The sequence below is a fragment of the Phytohabitans houttuyneae genome (assembly GCF_011764425.1).
In the GTDB taxonomy this organism is placed as follows: Bacteria; Actinomycetota; Actinomycetes; order Mycobacteriales; family Micromonosporaceae; genus Phytohabitans; species Phytohabitans houttuyneae.
Genome location: NZ_BLPF01000001.1, coordinates 3744131 through 3759888, shown reverse-complemented (window position 1 = coordinate 3759888; position 15758 = coordinate 3744131). Strand labels below are relative to the sequence as shown.

At 70.9% G+C, this 15758-nt stretch carries 17 protein-coding genes and 1 pseudogene; 12 read left to right on the top strand and 6 right to left on the bottom strand.

What is annotated here, in order from left to right; genetic code table 11:
• Window positions 1-32 precede the first annotated feature (32 nt).
• The gene (locus tag Phou_RS16820) at window positions 33-1718 is read left to right on the top strand and encodes an AfsR/SARP family transcriptional regulator (RefSeq protein WP_173056888.1); all 1686 of its coding nucleotides are present in this window, start codon (window positions 33-35) and stop codon (window positions 1716-1718) included.
• On the opposite strand, the gene Phou_RS16815 is transcribed toward Phou_RS16820, so the two are convergent.
• Window positions 1668-1985 carry an STAS domain-containing protein gene (locus tag Phou_RS16815; protein ID WP_173056887.1) on the bottom strand — a complete coding sequence of 106 codons (318 nt, stop codon included), beginning with the start codon at window positions 1983-1985 and terminating at the stop codon, window positions 1668-1670. The two genes, Phou_RS16820 and Phou_RS16815, sit on opposite strands and share 51 nt — an antisense overlap.
• A gap of 101 nt (window positions 1986-2086) precedes the next feature.
• Here Phou_RS16815 and hemL point away from each other — a divergent pair, with 101 nt between their 5' ends.
• Genes hemL through ccsB form a run of 6 tightly spaced genes read left to right on the top strand, consistent with a single transcriptional unit; the run spans window position 2087 to window position 7877 of the window.
• Window positions 2087-3388 (top strand): glutamate-1-semialdehyde 2,1-aminomutase, encoded by a 1302-nt coding sequence (hemL, locus tag Phou_RS16810; RefSeq protein WP_173056886.1) that lies wholly within the window; start codon window positions 2087-2089, stop codon window positions 3386-3388.
• Entirely contained in the window at window positions 3385-4035 is a 651-nt protein-coding gene (locus tag Phou_RS16805; protein ID WP_173056885.1) for a histidine phosphatase family protein, read from the top strand. The genes hemL and Phou_RS16805 overlap by 4 nt, the downstream gene beginning before the upstream one ends.
• Complete coding sequence (locus Phou_RS16800) at window positions 4035-4577, top strand: TlpA family protein disulfide reductase (RefSeq protein WP_173056884.1); 543 nt, start codon at window positions 4035-4037, stop codon at window positions 4575-4577. The genes Phou_RS16805 and Phou_RS16800 overlap by 1 nt, the downstream gene beginning before the upstream one ends.
• Complete coding sequence (locus tag Phou_RS16795) at window positions 4577-5329, top strand: cytochrome c biogenesis CcdA family protein (RefSeq protein ID WP_173056883.1); 753 nt, start codon at window positions 4577-4579, stop codon at window positions 5327-5329. The genes Phou_RS16800 and Phou_RS16795 overlap by 1 nt, the downstream gene beginning before the upstream one ends.
• Window positions 5329-6894, top strand: a complete 1566-nt coding sequence (gene resB / locus Phou_RS16790; RefSeq protein ID WP_371872134.1) for a cytochrome c biogenesis protein ResB — start codon at window positions 5329-5331, stop codon at window positions 6892-6894. The genes Phou_RS16795 and resB overlap by 1 nt, the downstream gene beginning before the upstream one ends.
• Window positions 6894-7877, top strand: coding sequence for a c-type cytochrome biogenesis protein CcsB (ccsB, locus tag Phou_RS16785; protein WP_173056882.1), 984 nt, complete (start codon window positions 6894-6896; stop codon window positions 7875-7877). The genes resB and ccsB overlap by 1 nt, the downstream gene beginning before the upstream one ends.
• Window positions 7878-8074: 197 nt before the next feature.
• Here ccsB and Phou_RS16780 read toward each other — a convergent pair whose 3' ends face one another.
• Window positions 8075-8776: a hypothetical protein gene (locus Phou_RS16780; RefSeq protein WP_246273592.1), complete on the bottom strand. Its 702-nt coding sequence runs from the start codon at window positions 8774-8776 to the stop codon at window positions 8075-8077.
• A 130-nt stretch (window positions 8777-8906) separates the two neighbouring features.
• On the opposite strand from Phou_RS16780, the gene Phou_RS16775 reads away from it, so the two are divergent.
• Entirely contained in the window at window positions 8907-10370 is a 1464-nt protein-coding gene (locus Phou_RS16775; protein ID WP_173056881.1) for a menaquinone biosynthesis decarboxylase, read from the top strand.
• A complete protein-coding gene (gene mqnP, locus Phou_RS16770) occupies window positions 10346-11221 on the top strand; it encodes a menaquinone biosynthesis prenyltransferase MqnP (protein WP_371872186.1) in 876 nt (291 codons plus the stop codon). Before Phou_RS16775 ends, mqnP begins: the two co-directional genes overlap by 25 nt.
• Window positions 11222-11431: 210 nt before the next feature.
• Here mqnP and Phou_RS54455 read toward each other — a convergent pair whose 3' ends face one another.
• Together Phou_RS54455 and Phou_RS54450 are read right to left on the bottom strand one after the other, a co-directional pair.
• Window positions 11432-11770 carry a bifunctional terpene synthase/polyprenyl synthetase family protein gene (locus tag Phou_RS54455; RefSeq protein WP_281365035.1) on the bottom strand — a complete coding sequence of 113 codons (339 nt, stop codon included), beginning with the start codon at window positions 11768-11770 and terminating at the stop codon, window positions 11432-11434.
• Window positions 11767-12354: a terpene synthase family protein gene (locus Phou_RS54450; RefSeq protein WP_281365034.1), complete on the bottom strand. Its 588-nt coding sequence runs from the start codon at window positions 12352-12354 to the stop codon at window positions 11767-11769. Before Phou_RS54450 ends, Phou_RS54455 begins: the two co-directional genes overlap by 4 nt.
• Before the next feature lie 61 nt (window positions 12355-12415).
• Between Phou_RS54450 and Phou_RS16760 the strand changes: the two genes are divergently transcribed.
• Complete coding sequence (locus tag Phou_RS16760) at window positions 12416-13036, top strand: UbiX family flavin prenyltransferase (RefSeq protein WP_173056880.1); 621 nt, start codon at window positions 12416-12418, stop codon at window positions 13034-13036.
• A 48-nt stretch (window positions 13037-13084) separates the two neighbouring features.
• On the opposite strand, the gene Phou_RS16755 is transcribed toward Phou_RS16760, so the two are convergent.
• Complete coding sequence (locus Phou_RS16755) at window positions 13085-13399, bottom strand: BldC family transcriptional regulator (protein WP_173056879.1); 315 nt, start codon at window positions 13397-13399, stop codon at window positions 13085-13087.
• A 186-nt stretch (window positions 13400-13585) separates the two neighbouring features.
• Between Phou_RS16755 and Phou_RS16750 the strand changes: the two genes are divergently transcribed.
• Window positions 13586-14062: an Lrp/AsnC family transcriptional regulator gene (locus Phou_RS16750; protein ID WP_173056878.1), complete on the top strand. Its 477-nt coding sequence runs from the start codon at window positions 13586-13588 to the stop codon at window positions 14060-14062.
• Window positions 14040-15151 (top strand): annotated as a pseudogene (gene cds1, locus Phou_RS16745) (L-cysteine desulfhydrase Cds1). The gene Phou_RS16750 and the pseudogene cds1 overlap by 23 nt, the downstream one beginning before the upstream one ends.
• Here the strand turns inward: cds1 and Phou_RS16740 are convergent.
• Window positions 15117-15740, bottom strand: a complete 624-nt coding sequence (locus Phou_RS16740) for a putative glycolipid-binding domain-containing protein (RefSeq protein ID WP_173056877.1) — start codon at window positions 15738-15740, stop codon at window positions 15117-15119. The pseudogene cds1 and the gene Phou_RS16740 sit on opposite strands and share 35 nt — an antisense overlap.
• Window positions 15741-15758: the final 18 nt, after the last annotated feature.

Genomic DNA, 15758 nt, shown 5'->3' with positions numbered 1-15758 from the left:
CTGGAGACCCGCTCTGCTGGAATGCTGCCGTTATGCTGCGGTTGGCTGCCGCATCGCTGCGGTCGCCCTCCGTTTCGCGATATGGCCTGGTCAGGCGGGGTGAGGCTGAGCTGAAGCGCTTCGAGATCCTGGGTTCGGTCCGGGCCTTCGACGGCGACGACGAGATAGCGCTCGGCCCGGTGAAGCAGCGCGCCGTCCTGGCCGTGCTGCTGCTCAACGCCAACCGGCCGGTCAGCGCGGCCCAGATCGTCACCGCGGTCTGGCAGGACGAGCCGCCCGGCAACGGCACCAACGTCGTGCAGAAGTACGTCGCCGGGCTGCGCCGCGTGCTCGAGCCGGAGCGCACGCTGCGCGCGCCGTGGCAGCTGCTGACGCTGACCGAGGCCGGGTACGCGCTCACCCTGGAGCCCGGCGCGCTCGACGCCGACGTGTTTCACGACCGGGTGCGGAAGGCGGCCGCCGCCCGCGCGGAAGGGCTGCTGGTGCAGGCGTCCGCCGAGCTGGAGGCGGCGCTCGCGCTGTGGCGGGCCGAGCCGCTGGCGGGGCTGACCGGGCCGGTGTTCGACGCGGCGCGCGACCGGTTGACGGAGAGCCGGGCGGGCGCGCTGGAGTCGTGGGCCGAGATCCAGCTGACGCTGGGCCACCACGCCACGCTCGTGCCCGAGCTGGTCCGCCTCGTCGCCGAGTACCCGCTGCGCGAGCAGCTGCGCCACCACCTGATGCTGGCGCTGTACCGGACCGGGCGGCAGGCCGAGGCGCTGGCGGCGTACAGGGACGCCCGGGCGTACTTCGTCGAGGAGTTCGGCGCCGAGCCGGGTGAGCCGCTGCAGCAGCTGCACCAGCGCATCCTGCGCTCGGATCCCACGCTGGCTCCGCCGGTGGACAGCCCGCCGCCGGTCCCGGTCCAGCCGCCGGTCGCGCCGTGGAGTCCGATGCCGGTGCCGCAGCCGCCGGGGCTCGGCATGCCCCCGCTGGCCGCGACGATCCCGCCCGTGCAGCCGCGGCAGAGTCAGCGTTCGCGCTGGTGGTCGTGGATCTGGCTGGTCGGCGCGATCCTGCTGACCTTCGGCACCTGCGGCTACCTGGCCTGGCTCGTGGTCGGCGTCTACGCGATCCGGCGCCGGAGCTGGCCCAACGCGGCGGCCGCCGCCTTCTACCTGCTCGTCACGCTGGTGTCCCTTGTCGCACTCTTCAGCGACCCGAGCGTCACCGACCCCAGCGTCAGCGAGACGGAAGCCGAGCTGTCCGAGGCACACGGCTGGGTGTGGTTCGCCACAGCGTTCGTGTGCTGGGTCTTCGGCACGGTGCACGCGGCGATCCTCGGCGCGCTGACGGTGCGGAGGGCGCGCCGGCTCGACCCAAACCGTGCCGCCCGCCGCGAGCAGGCCCTGCAGATCGTGCGCTGGAAGCCGGACCTCGCCCGTGAGCTGCTGATCGGCCGGCCGGACCTGCCGCGACAGTTTGACGACGGCGGCCTCGTCGACATCAACGCCGTGCCCAGCTACGTGATCGCGACGCTACCGGGCGTGAGCGCGTACCTCATGCAGATGATCGTGTCCGACCGCGCCCGCCACGGGCCGTACGCGTCCGTCGAGCACATGGTCGCCCGCCAGGTGATCACACCCAGGCTCGCCGACTCGCTGCGCGGGCTGTTGATCTTCGGACAGCTACCGGACGGTGAGCGCCGACCGCAGCCCGGTGATGTCCAGCACGCGTAGGAGGAAGTCGCCGACGTTCGTGAGCAGCAGGACACTCTGCGAGTGGCTTGCCTTCTTGGTCAGGACCACGATCGTGCCGAGTCCTTGGGAGTCACAGAACGTGACGCCAGTCATGTCGAGAACGATGCGTACCGGCCCGTCGGCCAGGATGTCATTGACGACGCTGGAAAGCCGGGCCGCTGTGAGCATGTCGATCTCGCCGGCGAGCTTGAGCACAGTCTCGTCGGGATCGCGCAGCACCGCGATGGACAACTCCGGACGTTCCACCCCATCAGCCTATCGTGATCTAGTGGATGCCGCCCGGTGGAGAGGCGGCAGGCGGGGTGCCCTGCCTCTACTTCAGGTAACGCTGTCAGAATGGCTGCACCGTGAGCGAAACGCCAGCATCCGATGCCCTCTTCGACCGCGCCCGAGCCATCGTGCCGGGCGGGGTCAACTCACCCGTCCGTGCGTTCCGAGCGGTCGGCGGTACGCCCCGCTTCATGGTTCGGGGTGACGGTCCGTGGTTGTTCGACGCGGACGACCGCCGCTACGCCGACCTCGTCTGCTCGTGGGGTCCGCTGATACACGGCCACGCGCACCCCGAGGTGGTCGCCGCCGTGCAGGCCGCTGCCGCGCGCGGCACGAGCTTCGGCACACCCACTCCGGGTGAGGTCGACCTCGCCGAGGAGATCGTCCGGCGCACCCGGGTCGAGCAGGTGCGCCTGGTCAACTCCGGCACCGAGGCGACGATGTCGGCGATCCGGCTGGCCCGCGGCTTCACCGGCCGTTCCAAGGTGGTCAAGTTTGCCGGCTGCTACCACGGGCACGTCGACGCGCTGCTCGCCGCCGCCGGCTCCGGCGTGGCGACGCTCGGGCTGCCCGACTCGCCCGGGGTCACCGGCGCGGCCGCGAGCGAGACGATCGTTCTGCCGTACAACGACGTGGCCGCGGTGGAGGCCGCCTTCGCCGCCGACGGTGAGCACATCGCGGCCGTGATCACCGAGGCCGCCGCCGGCAACATGGGTGTTGTCGCGCCCCGTGACGGCTTCAACAAGGCGCTCGCCGAGATCGCGCACCGCCACGGCGCTCTGCTGATCATCGACGAGGTCATGACCGGTTTCCGGGTGGCCCGCGGCGGCTGGGCCGAGCTTGAGCCGGTCGACGCCGACCTGTACACGTTCGGGAAGGTTATGGGTGGTGGCCTGCCCGCCGCGGCCTTCGGCGGGCGCGCGGAGATCATGTCCCGCCTGGCACCGGCCGGCCCGGTCTACCAGGCCGGCACGCTCTCCGGAAATCCGCTCGCCTGCGCCGCGGGCCTGGCCAGCCTGCGCCTCGCCGACGCCGAGACCTACCGGCGCCTGGACGAGACCGCCACCGTCGTGGGCGGCCTCGCGACCGAGGCGCTCGCCGCCGCCGGGGTCCCGCACCGGCTGGCGTACGCGGGCAACATGTTCTCGATCTTCTTCACCGCCGCCGACGTGGTCGACTACGACAGCGCGAAGACCCAGGACGTGGCCGCGTTCAAGGCGTTCTTCCACGCGATGCTGGACCGGGGTGTCTACCTGCCGCCCAGTGCGTTCGAAGCATGGTTCGTATCCACCGCGATCGGCGACGACGCGTTGGAAGTGATATCGGCGGCCCTGCCCGCGGCAGCGGCGGCCGCGGGGGCAGCGGGGAGCGAGTCATGACCAGCAACACCGTCGTGCACGTGCTGCGGCACGGGGAAGTCCACAACCCAGACAAGATCCTGTACGGCCGGTTGCCCGGGTTCCGCCTCTCCGAGCTGGGTGGGCAGATGGCCAAGGCGGCGGCGCAGTCCCTCGCCGAGCGCGACATCACGTACGTGGTGTCGAGCCCGCTGGAGCGCGCCCAGGAGACGGCCGAGCCGATCGCCGCGCAGTTCAAGCTGCCGGTGGCGACCGACGACCGGCTGATCGAGAGCGCCAACTGGTTCGAGGGCAAGAAGGTGGGGCCGGGCGACGGCTCGTTCCGCGACCCGCGCAACTGGTGGGTGCTGCGCGACCCGGTGACGCCCTCGTGGGGCGAGCCGTACAAGCAGATCGCCGAGCGCATGTTCGCCGCGGTGCACGCCGCGCGGGTGGCGGCCGAGGGGCACGAGGCGGTCTGCGTCTCGCACCAGCTGCCGGTGTGGATCCTCCGGCGGTACGTGGAGCGCAAGCGGCTGTGGCACGACCCGCGGCGGCGGCAGTGCGGCCTGGCCAGCCTCACCTCGTTCCACTTCGAAGGCACGAAGATCGTCGGCATCGGGTACTCCGAGCCGGCCGCACACCTCGTCGCGATGTCCCCGGGCGCCCGGACGGCCAAAGGCGCCTGATGCGACTCCGAGCCGGGCTCGCCGTCCTCTTCCTCGCCGCCACGCTCACCGCGTGCACGGGCAAGGAGGACGCCTGCGACACCTCGTCGACGGGGTCGATCGAGTGCTCGGCGGACGAGCGTCCGGCCGCCCCGTCGCTCTCGGGCGAGCTGCTCGAAGGCGGGCGGTACGAGTTGAGCCAGGACCGCGGTCAGGTCGTGGTCGTCAACTTCTGGGGCTCGTGGTGCGCACCCTGCCGGGCCGAGATCGACGACCTGGAGCAGGTGTACCAGGCGACCAAGGACCAGGGCGTGCGCTTCCTCGGCATCAACGTGCGGGACGACCGTGACAAGGCCAAGGCGTTCCACAACGGCAAGGTGACGTACCCCAGCGTCCTCGACCCGTCCAGCAAGCTCGCCCTCGACTTCGACATCCCGCCGAACACGATCCCGGCGACGATCGTCCTCGACCGCAAGGGTCGGATCGCGGTGGTGATCCGGGAGGCGGTACAGGCGGCCGAGTTCGAGAAGGTCGTCGCGCGCGTGGCCGCTGAGGCGACCTGATGGGCGAGACATTCCGCCAGCTCGCCGACGGGGGACCACTCGCGCTCGCGATCGGCGCGGCCGCGCTCGCCGGGCTGGTCAGCTTCCTATCGCCCTGCGTGCTCCCGCTGGTGCCGGGCTACCTGTCGTACGTCACCGGGCTCTCCGGCGCCGAGCTCGACGCGGGCACCGAGCGGACGCGCCGGGTGCTCGCCGGCACCTCGCTGTTCATCGCCGGCTTCACGGTCGTTTTCACGCTGACCGCGGTGCTCTTCACCAGCGCCACCGGCGCGCTGCTCGGCAACCGGCGGCTCCTGGAGGTCATCGGCGGCGCGCTGATCATCGTGTTGGGGCTGGCCTTCCTCGGGCTCGTGCCGGGGATGCAGCGGGAGTTCCGCATCCACAAGCTGCCCAACGCCGGCCTGATTGGCGCGCCGGTCTTCGGCGCCGTCTTCGCCCTCTCCTGGGTGCCGTGCGTGGGCCCGACGCTCGGCGCGGTGCTGACGATGGCCTCGGTGAGCGGCAAGACGGACCGTGCGGTGGTACTCGCGGTCGCGTACTGCCTCGGGCTCGGCCTGCCGTTCATCGCCTTCGGGCTGGGCTTCCGCCGGCTGCTCGGCGTGTTCAAGGCGATCCGGCGCAACAGCCGCTGGGTGACGCGGGCCGGCGGCGCGCTGCTGATCGTGGTCGGGCTCGCGCTGGTCACCGGCGGGTGGCAGAGCTTCCTGATCTGGCTGCAGACCACGGTGGGCGTCGGCGAGGTGAGTATCTAGTGGTCGTGGTGCAGGATCCTCCCGTCACGTCGCCCGAGCCGCGGCGGGCCAACCCGGTGCTCGCGGCGCTGCGCAACTTCTGGCGGCAGCTGACCAGCATGCGCACCGCGCTGATCCTGCTCTTCCTGCTCGCGGTCGCGGCGATCCCCGGCTCGGTGCTGCCCCAGCGCAGCGTCAACATCGACGACGTCGAGGGGTACTTCGTCGAGCACCCCGACCTCGCCCCGGTGCTCGACCGGCTGGGCATGTTCGAGGTGTTCGCGTCGGTCTGGTTCTCCGCGATCTACCTGCTGCTATTCACCTCGCTGGTTGGCTGCGTCGTGCCGCGCCTGGCCGAGCACTGGCGGGCCATGCGCAGCGCACCGCCGAACGCGCCGGCCCGCCTCGACCGCCTGCCGCAGCACGCCACGATCGAGGCCGCCGTCGGTGGGGCCGAGGAGATCGGCGCCGCGCTGCGCAAGCGCCGCTGGCGGGTCGCGGTCCGCGGCGACACGGTCTCCGCCGAGAAGGGGTACCTGAAGGAGACCGGCAACCTGCTCTTCCACTTCGCGCTGCTCGCGGTGCTCGCCGGGGTGGGCTTCGGGTCGTGGTACGGCTGGCACGGCAACCGCCTGCTCGTCGCCGGCTCCGACACCGCCTTCTGCAACACGCTCCAGCAGTTCGACGAGTACGGCCTCGGCCCGCGGGTCAACGCGACCGACCTGCCCCGCTTCTGCCTGGAGCTGACCGACTTCAAGGCCGACTTCCTGCCCAGCGGGCAGCCGTCCTCCTTCCGCGCGACCGTGCGGGTGGACGACGGCCCGGCGCGCGGCTTCTCGGTCAACTCGCCGCTGCGGCTCGACGGCGCCAACGTGTACCTGCTCGGCCACGGCTACGCGCCGGTGATCCGCTACACCGACCGGTACGGGCAGGCGCAGACCACGGTCGCCCCGTTCCTGAGCGTCGACGGCATGCTGACCAGCGAGGGCGTGGCCGCGTTCCCGGACGCCAACATCGACCCCAAGGGCGGCGGCGACCGCGAGCCCGACGCCCAGGTCGCGTTCGAGGGGCTCTACCTGCCGACCGCGCCGGACCAGGCGCCGTTCACCCGCTCGGTCTACCCCGCGGAGCGCTCGCCGGCGCTGATGCTGTGGGCGTACCGCGGCAACCTCGGGCTCGACGCCGGCATCCCCGGTTCGGTCTACCGCCTGGACCCGCGGCAGGTCGACAGTGGGCGGCTCAAGCGGGTGGGCGAGGCGACGCTGCTGCGGATCGGCGAGAAGATGACGCTCGACGATGGCAGCACAGTCGAGTTCATGGGCACGCGGCAGTACGCGACGCTCTCCATCCGCTACGACCCGGGCGAAAAGATCGCGCTCGGCGGCGCCGCGCTCGGCCTGGCGGGGCTGCTGCTCTCGCTGACCGGCAAGCGGCGTAGGGTGTTCTTCCGTATAACTACGGGAGGTAGTAGTTTGGTGGAGGCCGGTGGGCTGCCCCGCACCGACTACTCCGGCTTCGCCGAGGAGTTCAAGCAGACCGTCGAGGCCGTGGAGCGAGCGAACGAGGAAGGCAGCGTGAAGCGCTGATGTCCGCACTGTCCGATCAGCTCCTGGTCATCGCGATCATGTCGTACGTGGCGGCGATGGTCTGCCACGCCGCGGAGTACGCGTTCGGCAACCGCAGCCACATTGGCCGCGCGGCGACGCGCCCGTCCCGCGAGCTGGTGGCGGTCGGCGACGGCGGCCCCGGCCTGGTTGGCGACGACGCCCCGCCTGTGATGAAGGTGCCCGACGTCGCGCCCGGCCGCGACCGGGCCGCCCTGGCCGGCAAGGCGGCCGTCGCGGTCACCGCCCTCGCCGCGGCCGTGCACCTCGGCACGCTCCTCACCCGAGGCATCGCGGCGGAGCGCATGCCGTGGGGCAACATGTACGAGTTCGTGCTCTCGGTGACGTTCGTCGGCAGCGCCGCCTGGCTGATCGTGCTCTCCCGCCGCCCGGCGATCCGCCACTTGGGCCTCTTCGTGGCGACGGCGATGGTGCTGCTGCTGGGCGTGGCCGGCATGGTGCTCTACACCGACGTGGCGCCGCTGGTGCCCGCGCTCAAGTCGAGCTGGTTCGTGGTGCACGTGTCCGCCGCCGTGCTCTCGTCCGGCATCTTCCTGCTCGGCTTCGTGCCGGCCGCGATGTTCCTGATCCGCAGCGGCTACGACCGCGGCAAGCGCAGCTTCCCGTACTCCCTGGGCCCGCGCGTGCCCGAGGCCGCCTCCCTCGACCGGCTGACGTTCCGGCTGCACGCGTTCGCGTTCCCGATCTGGACCTTCGGCGCCCTGATCGCCGGCCCCATCTGGGCCGAAGCCGCGTGGGGCCGCTACTGGGGCTGGGACCCCAAGGAGGTCTGGGCGTTCATCTCCTGGATCATCTACGCCGGCTACCTGCACGCCCGCGCCACGCCGAGCGTCAAGCGCACGACCGCGACGTGGATCGCCGTCATCGGCTGGCTGACGATGCTGATGAACCTCTTCGGCGTCAACATCTTCTTCACCGGCCTCCACTCCTACGGCGGCCTCTAGCCCGTCGTCTCTCACAGGTCCAACCCGAACCAGACGCGAGCTACGCGACGCGGTGCAGGTATGCCTCCCATCACCACCGCGAAGAACGCCTGGCCCACCCGCCCTCGGCGTTCCAGCAGCGCCCAGGTCGCCGGCTGTGGTGGTCGTCAACGTCCGGGTCCGCGGTCGGCCAGTGCCGGCCGACCGCGCGCCTGGAGCTAGCAGGTGCCGGCCGTCCAGGTGTCGAAGCGGGTGGCCCAGTCCAGGCAGTAACCGCCCGAGCCGCCGCCCGAAGCTGTGCGCACGTCGGCCTCGCGCCAATAGCGCACCGCGTCGCCGTCGCGGACCTGTACGTTGTCGACCGCGATGCGTGGGACCGCGACCTTGCCGTCGCCGTCGACGTGCACCTCGACGTACTGCTCGAGCTGCGCGCGGCTGGCGCCCAGCCGCAGGCTGGTCAGCAGGTGCCAGCCGTCGCGCCACCAGAGCCACGCCTCCCACACGCCGTCGCGCGTGGTGTGTACCGAGATCCAGATGTTGTCACCGTCGGTGAGTTCGTACTGGTTGTAGAAGGTCCAGGCCCGCCGGTCGGTGTCGTACGTGTACACGCGCTGGCGGCCGCCGCCGGACCAGCCGGTCTCCGCCCAGCCGGCCTCCAGCCAGGCCGTGCGGCCGCCCGACTCGCGTTTGGCCATGAAGCGGGTGGCGACGAAGTCGTGGGTGCCCGCGCGTACCGCCGGGTCGCGCACGGTCAGCCTGCCCACCACGCCGGTCCAGTCGCCGACCGTGCCGGCGCCGAGGTGGTGGTAGTAGTAGCCGCTGGCCGTCGAGCTGGCCGGTGTGGCGACCGCGAGCATCGCCGCGCACAGGCCCACCACCGCGATCCGCCGCGCCGCGCGGCGCCACCTGACACGTCCCACGCATGACAAACCCGCGGGCGGGCCGGCAGTAACTCACCCGAAGGGCTGGTTCGGGCACGGCGGTGGCGCAGGCGACTTCGTGGCGACCCGCGTCGCGGCGGTTACGGGCTGGTAGGCGAGACTGGCAGCCATGGCGGTACGCGGATTCCCGTACACAGGGCTGAAGGACTTCCTCGGGGCGCTGGAGCAGGCCGGCGAGCTGCGCCGGGTCACGGTGCCGGTCGATCCCACGCTGGAGATCAGCGAGGTGGTCACGCGCACCGTGGCGGCCAAGGGGCCGGCCCTGCTCTTCGAGCGGCCCACGCGCGGGGAGATGCCCGTGGCGATCAACCTCTTCGGGAGCAAGCGCCGCATGGCGATGGCGCTCGGCGTGGAGAGCGTCGACGAGATCGGCGCCCGGATCGGCGAGCTGATCCGGCCGGAGCTGCCGGTGGGCTGGTCGGGCATCCGCGAAGGGCTCGGCAAGGTGATGCAGCTCAAGTCGGTGCCGCCGAAGAAGGTCAAGACCGCGCCCTGCCAGCAGGTGATCTATCGGGACGGCGACGTCGACCTGGGGCGCCTGCCCGGCCTGCAGACCTGGCCGGACGACGGCGGCATCTTCCACAACTACGGGCTGACGCACACCAAGCACCCGGAGACCGGAAAGCGCAATCTGGGGCTGTACCGCCTGCAGCAGCACTCACCGACCACGCTGGGCATGCACTGGCAGATCCACAAGGACTCGACGGCGCACCACGCGGTCGCCGAGCGCCGGGGCGAGCGGCTGCCGGTGGCGATCGCGTTCGGCTGCGACCCCGTCGTGTCGTACAGCGCCTCCGCGCCCCTGCCCAGCGATATCGACGAGTACCTGTTCGCCGGCTTCCTGCGCGGCGAGCGGGTGGAGATGGTCGACTGCCTGACGGTGCCGCTCCAGGTGCCGGCACACGCCCAGGTGGTGCTTGAGGGGTACGTCGAGCCGGGCGAGCGCCTGCCCGAAGGGCCGTTCGGCGACCACACCGGCTTCTACACGCCGGTGGAGCCGTTTCCGGTCTTTCACGTCGAGTGCATGACCACCCAGCGCGACCCGGTCTACCACTCGATCGTCACGTCGAAGCCGCCGCAGGAGGACGGCCCGATCGGCCACGCGACCGAGCGGATCTTCCTGCCACTGCTCAAGCTGCTCATTCCGGACATTGTGGATTACTCGATGCCGGAGGCGGGCGTCTTCCACAACTGCGTGATCGTCTCGATCCGCAAGCGCTACCCCAAGCACGCCCAGAAGGTCATGTCCTCGATCTGGGGTGCCCACCTGCTCTCGCTGGCCAAGCTGATCGTCGTGGTCGACGACGACTGCGACGTGCACGACTACAACGAGGTCGCGTTCCGCGCCTTCAGCAACGTCGACTACGACCACGACCTGCTGCTCACCCAGGGGCCGGTCGACCACCTGGACCACGCGTCGTACCAGCAGTTCTGGGGCGGAAAGGCGGGCGTCGACGCCACCCGCAAGCTGCCCACCGAGGGGTACACGCGGGGCTGGCCGCCGGAGGCCGTGATGTCGCCCGAGGTCAAGGCGCTGGTGGACAAGCGCTGGAAAGAGTACGGAATCTCGTGAAAGCCTTCCTCCGCCTGGTCGCGATCGAGCATTCGGTCTTCGCGCTCCCGTTCGCGTACCTGTCCGCGCTCGCCGCCATGCGCCACCTCGGCGGCGGCGTGCGCTGGGGCGACCTGGCGCTGATCACGATCGCGATGGTGGGCGCCCGCACGTTCGCGATGGCCGCCAACCGGATCATCGACCGGCGCATCGACGCGCAAAACCCCCGTACCGCCAAGCGTGAGCTCGTCACCGGGGCCGTGCGGGTGCGCACGGCCTGGACCGGCGCGGCGGTGGCTCTCGTGGTCTTCGTCGGCGCGGCCGCCCTGCTCAACCCGCTCTGCCTCGTGCTTTCGCCGCTCGCGGTGGCGCCGCTGGTCGTGTACCCCTACGGCAAGCGGTTCACCGACTGGCCGCACGCGATCCTCGCGCTGGCGCAGGCGGTGGGCCCGGTCGGCGCGTGGCTCGCGGTCACCGGCACGTTCGAGGGCTCGTGGCCGGCGTGGGTGCTCGGCGCCGCGGTCGGGCTGTGGATCGGCGGCTTCGACCTGATCTACGCGTGCCAGGACGCCGACGTGGACCGCGAGATCGGCGTGCGCAGCGTGCCGGCGCGCTACGGCGTGCCGTTCGCGCTTGGTCTGTCCACAGTGGTGCACCTGGTGACGTTCGCCCTGTTCGTCTACTACGGCGAGCTTGTCGACTTCGGCTGGCTGTGGTGGGTGGGGCTGGCGCTGACCGCGGTCGCGTTCGGCTACCAGCACGTGGTGGTCACCCCCACGGACCTCTCCCGCGTCAACCGCGCCTTCTTCACGGCCAACGGGTTCGTGGGGATCGCGCTCTTCGCGTTCGCTCTGCTCGACTACTGGACATAGTTTTAGGCATATTTGCCCCGGTCCGTCGCAGTGGCGGACCGTTTGCTCCCGCGGGCAGCGCGGAGGTCGGCGGCTCGCCAGAGCTCGCCGAGATCCCCGACCTCCGCTGCCAGGTCCGCAGGCCAAGCCCGAAACCGCAACCAACCGCGGAGGGTGAGGCTGCGGGAGCGACGGTCCGGACCACGACGGACGTCGCGGTAGCTCCAAATTTCAGTTGTATCGGGCGCTTTCGTACGACCAGTCCATCGTCCCGCGGACCGCGAATTCCACCCCGTCGAGGTAGCGGCGTCCGGCCGCTCCGTGTGGCGGCACGGCCGCGCGCAGCGCGGGAAACTCGCGCATCGTCCGGTGCCAGCGCTCCCGAGCCGCGGCGGCGGCCTCCTCCGGCGGGACGTGGCGTTCGGCGGCCAGGGCGAGCACGAGATTGTGACCGCCCGAGGTGGCCGCGTCGCGCTCCAGCGAGAGCAGGTCGTTAAACCACGAGAGCAGGTCGTTGCCGGCCTGGCTGAACGCCCGCACCGCCGGGTGGCGGTAGAACGACTCGGTCACCGGCTTGCCCCGCCGGCGAAGTCGATGAGCGTGTGCGCCACATACGCGGCCGAGGTGGCCCGGCGCAGCTCGACGTACTCCTCGACGCCAGGCCGGTGGCCGCCGGCCTTGTTGCGGGCCTCCACCACCACCCCGCTGAGGTGGTGTTCGACGGCGCCCACGAAGCGGGCGCGCCACCGTGCCGGCATACGGCTCTGTGGCTCGCGCCACGCGTCGGCGAGCATGCTGCCCAGCGGCCCCGGCAGCCCGCGGGTGCCGGCTTCGCCGCGTAGCAGGGAGAGGGCGCCACCGACGAGGGCGCGTACCCGTCTAGGCTCCGGGACGCTGGCTCGGTCGCACTCGTCGTCGATGAGGAAGAACCAGGTGAAGAGCGCGGAGAGCACTCGCAGATCGCCGGGGCTCGCGTCGGGGTAGAGGCGGGCCGCGTACCGGGCGATGCCGCCTTCGGCAAGCCGGTCGGCGTACACGTCGGGAAGTCCGTGGCTTCGCGTCCAGCCGTCGAGCCAGCCGTGGGTCTCCTCCGCGTAGGGTGAGATAACAGGATTAATCGGGCACTGAAGATCGAGGGATATTGTCCGCAGCATTGCAGCCTCCTGCTGTCCGACCAACATCAGCTTTGGCCGACGGTAGCCCTACGCTGGATCTATGCGGAATCCGTGGATCGTAGGTGTTTCGGGTGCATCCGGGACGCCGTACGCTGCGGCGCTGCTGCGCGGACTATTCGATGCGGGTGAATCGGTCGATCTTGTCGTTTCTCGGGCGGCCCGCCTGACGATCCTCGATGAGACGGGCGCGGCCTTCCGGGACGCCCACTGGAAGGACGACCTGTCCCGCTGGCTCGGGCGCGACCTCGACGGTGCGGACGTGGCGCACTGGCCGGCAGGCGATCTCGCGGCGGGGCCGAGCAGCGGCTCGTACCCGGCGCGCGGCATGGTCGTCGTGCCGGCGAGCACCGCCGCGTGCGCCGGTATCGCGATCGGCCTTTCCAAGGATCTGCTGCAGCGAGCGGCGGAGGTCAACCTCAAGGAGCGGCGTCGGGTGGTCGTCGTGCCGCGCGAGACCCCGGTGACCCGCAGTCACCTGACCCACCTCATCGCGCTGCACGACGCCGGGGCAGTGGTGCTGCCGGCCAGCCCCGGCTTCTACGGTGCCGGGGCCGGAGCGTCGGCTCAGCAGCTCATCGACTTTGTGGCCGGCAAAGCGCTCGACGCGCTCGGCGTGTCACACACACTCTTTCGCCGCTGGCGTGGTGAGCTCGGATCCTAAGTGTCCAGCCTTGATGTAGCCGGCCTCGGCGCGTGAGCCCGTGCGGGCTCAGCGCATGTTGACGTTGCCCGGACTGGGCGTATGGTGTCCGGCGCTCCGCGACGGACCAGGATGTGCTGCCGGGCCTTCGTTGCGCGGCCGGTTGGCGGTCGACGGTGGCGGCTGCTCTTCGCGCAGCTCGTCCAGCTCGCCTTCGCCTTCCAGTAGCGCGCGCACTTCAGACTCACGGAAGCGGCGGTGGCCGCCAGGTGTCCGGATACTGCCGATCCGGCCCGCGGCCGCCCATCTGGTCACGGTCTTTGGATCGACGCGGAACAACGCAGCCACCTCGCCCGGCGTCAACAGACGATCTCCAGTGTCCACGGCCCCTCCCTCGCGTCGCACGATGGCCATAGGTTGGATGTCCGACAGCCTCGATAGGGACGTACGGTCATTACAGCACCGCGAGCGTGCCGTGTCCGGGAAACAGGGAAAACGCACTGTCTGGGAAGTTAGCCAGTAGGATTTGCGAGCCTTGCTCATCTCCCCGACTGTTAATGTCTACCACCGGTGGACGACATCGATCTGAGGCTTGTGGAGCTATTGCGGGCGAATGCCCGGCTCTCCTACGCCGAGCTGGCCCGACAGGTCGGCCTCTCGGCGCCCGCGGTGCACGATCGGGTGGGCAAGTTGGAGAGCGGCGGCGTGATCCGCGGATACCGCGCCGATGCTGAGCCGGAGGCGATCGGCCTCGGCGTGACCGCGTTGATCGGCATCGTGCAGGACTCCGGCGGTGACACCGACGACGTGCTCGAGGCGCTGCGCGGGATGCCCGAGATCGAGTCGTGCTACTTCATGGCCGGGGTGGAGTCGTTCCTGCTGAAGGTGCGGGTGGCCACGATCCACGAGCTGGAGAGCCTCATCGTGCGGCTCAACCGCACGGCCGGGGTGGCCTCCACGCGCACCGCCATCGCCCTCTCGACCAAGTGGGAGGACCGGCCGCAGGCTTTGTTACGGTCCGAGGATGCAGCACCTCGATCGGTGTAATGACTCCGACCGCGCCTGGGTGACCGACGCGATCGGCAAGGTCGAGGCCGACGCCAACCGCTCCGCCGACACCCACCTGCTGCCGTTTCCGCTGCCCGGTGAGTGGGGCATCGACCTGTACCTCAAGGACGAGTCGGTCCACCCCACCGGCTCGCTCAAGCACCGGCTCGCCCGCTCGCTGTTCCTCTACGGCCTGTGCAACGGCTGGATCGGGCCGACGACCACGGTCGTGGAGGCGTCGTCCGGCTCCACGGCCGTCTCCGAGGCGTACTTCGCGCGCATGCTCGGCCTGCCCTTCATCGCCGTCATGCCGGCCTCCACGTCGCCGGAGAAGGTGGCGCTGATCGAGTTTCAGGGCGGCAAGTGCCACCTCGTCGAGGACCCGGCCTCCGTCGTGGTCGAGGCCCGCTGGCTCGCCGAGGACACCGGTGGGCACTTCATGGACCAGTTCACGTACGCCGAGCGGGCCACCGACTGGCGGGGCAACAACAACATCGCCGAGTCGATCTACGCGCAGATGGCGCTCGAACGGCACCCCGTGCCGTCCTGGGTCGTCGTCGGCGCCGGCACCGGGGGCACAAGCGCCACCATCGGCCGGTACGCCCGCTACTGCCGCCACCCCACCAAACTGTGCGTGGTCGACCCGGAAAACTCCGCCTTCTACCCGGCGTGGGAGGCGGCCGACTGGACCCACGAGACGGGGCTGGGCTCGCGCATCGAAGGGATCGGGCGGCCGAGGGTGGAGCCGTCGTTCCAGCCGACGCTGGTCGACCGCATGGTGCACGTGCCGGACGCCGCCTCACTCGCCGCGATGCGCGCGGCCTCCGCGCTGCTCGGCCGCCGTGTCGGGGATCCACGGGTACCAACCTGTGGGGTGCCTTCGGCATCATTTCCGAGATGCGCGCGGCCGGCGTACACGGCTCGGTGGTGACGCTGCTCTGCGACGGCGGCGAGCGGTACGCGAACACGTACTACTCGGACGGATGGGTCGCCACACAGGGCCTCGACCTCGCCCCTCACCTGGCGGTGCTCGACAGCTTCCTGGCGACCGGGGTCATGCCTTCCGCTCGGCCAGCCCGGGGTACCTGAGCACGTACCCCTCCTTGTCGACAGCCAGGTCGGCGCCGAAGCCGTCGAGCTCGAAGCGGATCGTGCCCTCGTCGACCACGCGGTACGTCTGCTCGCTGGCCAGCACCTCCAGGCTCGGCACGAGCACCCACGCCATGGTGAGGCGGTGTGCCGTACCGGCCGGCGCGCCGAGCATCCCCATCCGCCGGATGGGCAGCGTGTTGGGCAGTGGCGCGCCGGCGAGGTCGACGTCGATCGCGCCGTGCAGCAGGTCCGGCTCCTCGGTGCCGGGCAGGCCGGCGCGGGCGTGACCCGCGTTTGCCAGGACGCGGTCGAGGTCGCCCTGCTCGGCGGTGGTCGCCCGCCACCGGCCGGCGGCACGCTCCAGTCGCAGCGCGCGCAGCCAGCCGGCGCCTTCGACAGTGACGTCGAGGTGGGCGGTGGCCCAGGTCTCGTCGGTGACAAGCTCGTACCGGCACACGTACGGCACCGGATGCGTGGCGGTCGCGACGCCGCGGGCATGCAGCCCGCGGCGGTCGTCGAGGAGCGCCAGATCGGTGCCGTCTGTGTCGGTGCGTTGCCACAGCAACGCCTTGGGTAGCGTCCCCATGGCTGGAGACGCTACCGT

What these genes read in the sequence shown, in the direction of transcription:
- Phou_RS16820 (WP_173056888.1), top strand. Translation starts at nt 33, where the DNA reads ATGCTGCGGTTGGCTGCCGCATCGCTGCGGTCGCCCTCCGTTTCGCGA.
- Phou_RS16805 (WP_173056885.1), top strand. Translation starts at nt 3,385, where the DNA reads ATGACCAGCAACACCGTCGTGCACGTGCTGCGGCACGGGGAAGTCCAC.
- Phou_RS16800 (WP_173056884.1), top strand. Translation starts at nt 4,035, where the DNA reads ATGCGACTCCGAGCCGGGCTCGCCGTCCTCTTCCTCGCCGCCACGCTC.
- Phou_RS16795 (WP_173056883.1), top strand. Translation starts at nt 4,577, where the DNA reads ATGGGCGAGACATTCCGCCAGCTCGCCGACGGGGGACCACTCGCGCTC.
- ccsB (WP_173056882.1), top strand. Translation starts at nt 6,894, where the DNA reads ATGTCCGCACTGTCCGATCAGCTCCTGGTCATCGCGATCATGTCGTAC.
- Phou_RS16775 (WP_173056881.1), top strand. Translation starts at nt 8,907, where the DNA reads ATGGCGGTACGCGGATTCCCGTACACAGGGCTGAAGGACTTCCTCGGG.
- Phou_RS54450 (WP_281365034.1), bottom strand. Translation starts at nt 12,354, where the DNA reads ATGCTGCGGACAATATCCCTCGATCTTCAGTGCCCGATTAATCCTGTT.
- Phou_RS16760 (WP_173056880.1), top strand. Translation starts at nt 12,416, where the DNA reads ATGCGGAATCCGTGGATCGTAGGTGTTTCGGGTGCATCCGGGACGCCG.
- Phou_RS16740 (WP_173056877.1), bottom strand. Translation starts at nt 15,740, where the DNA reads ATGGGGACGCTACCCAAGGCGTTGCTGTGGCAACGCACCGACACAGAC.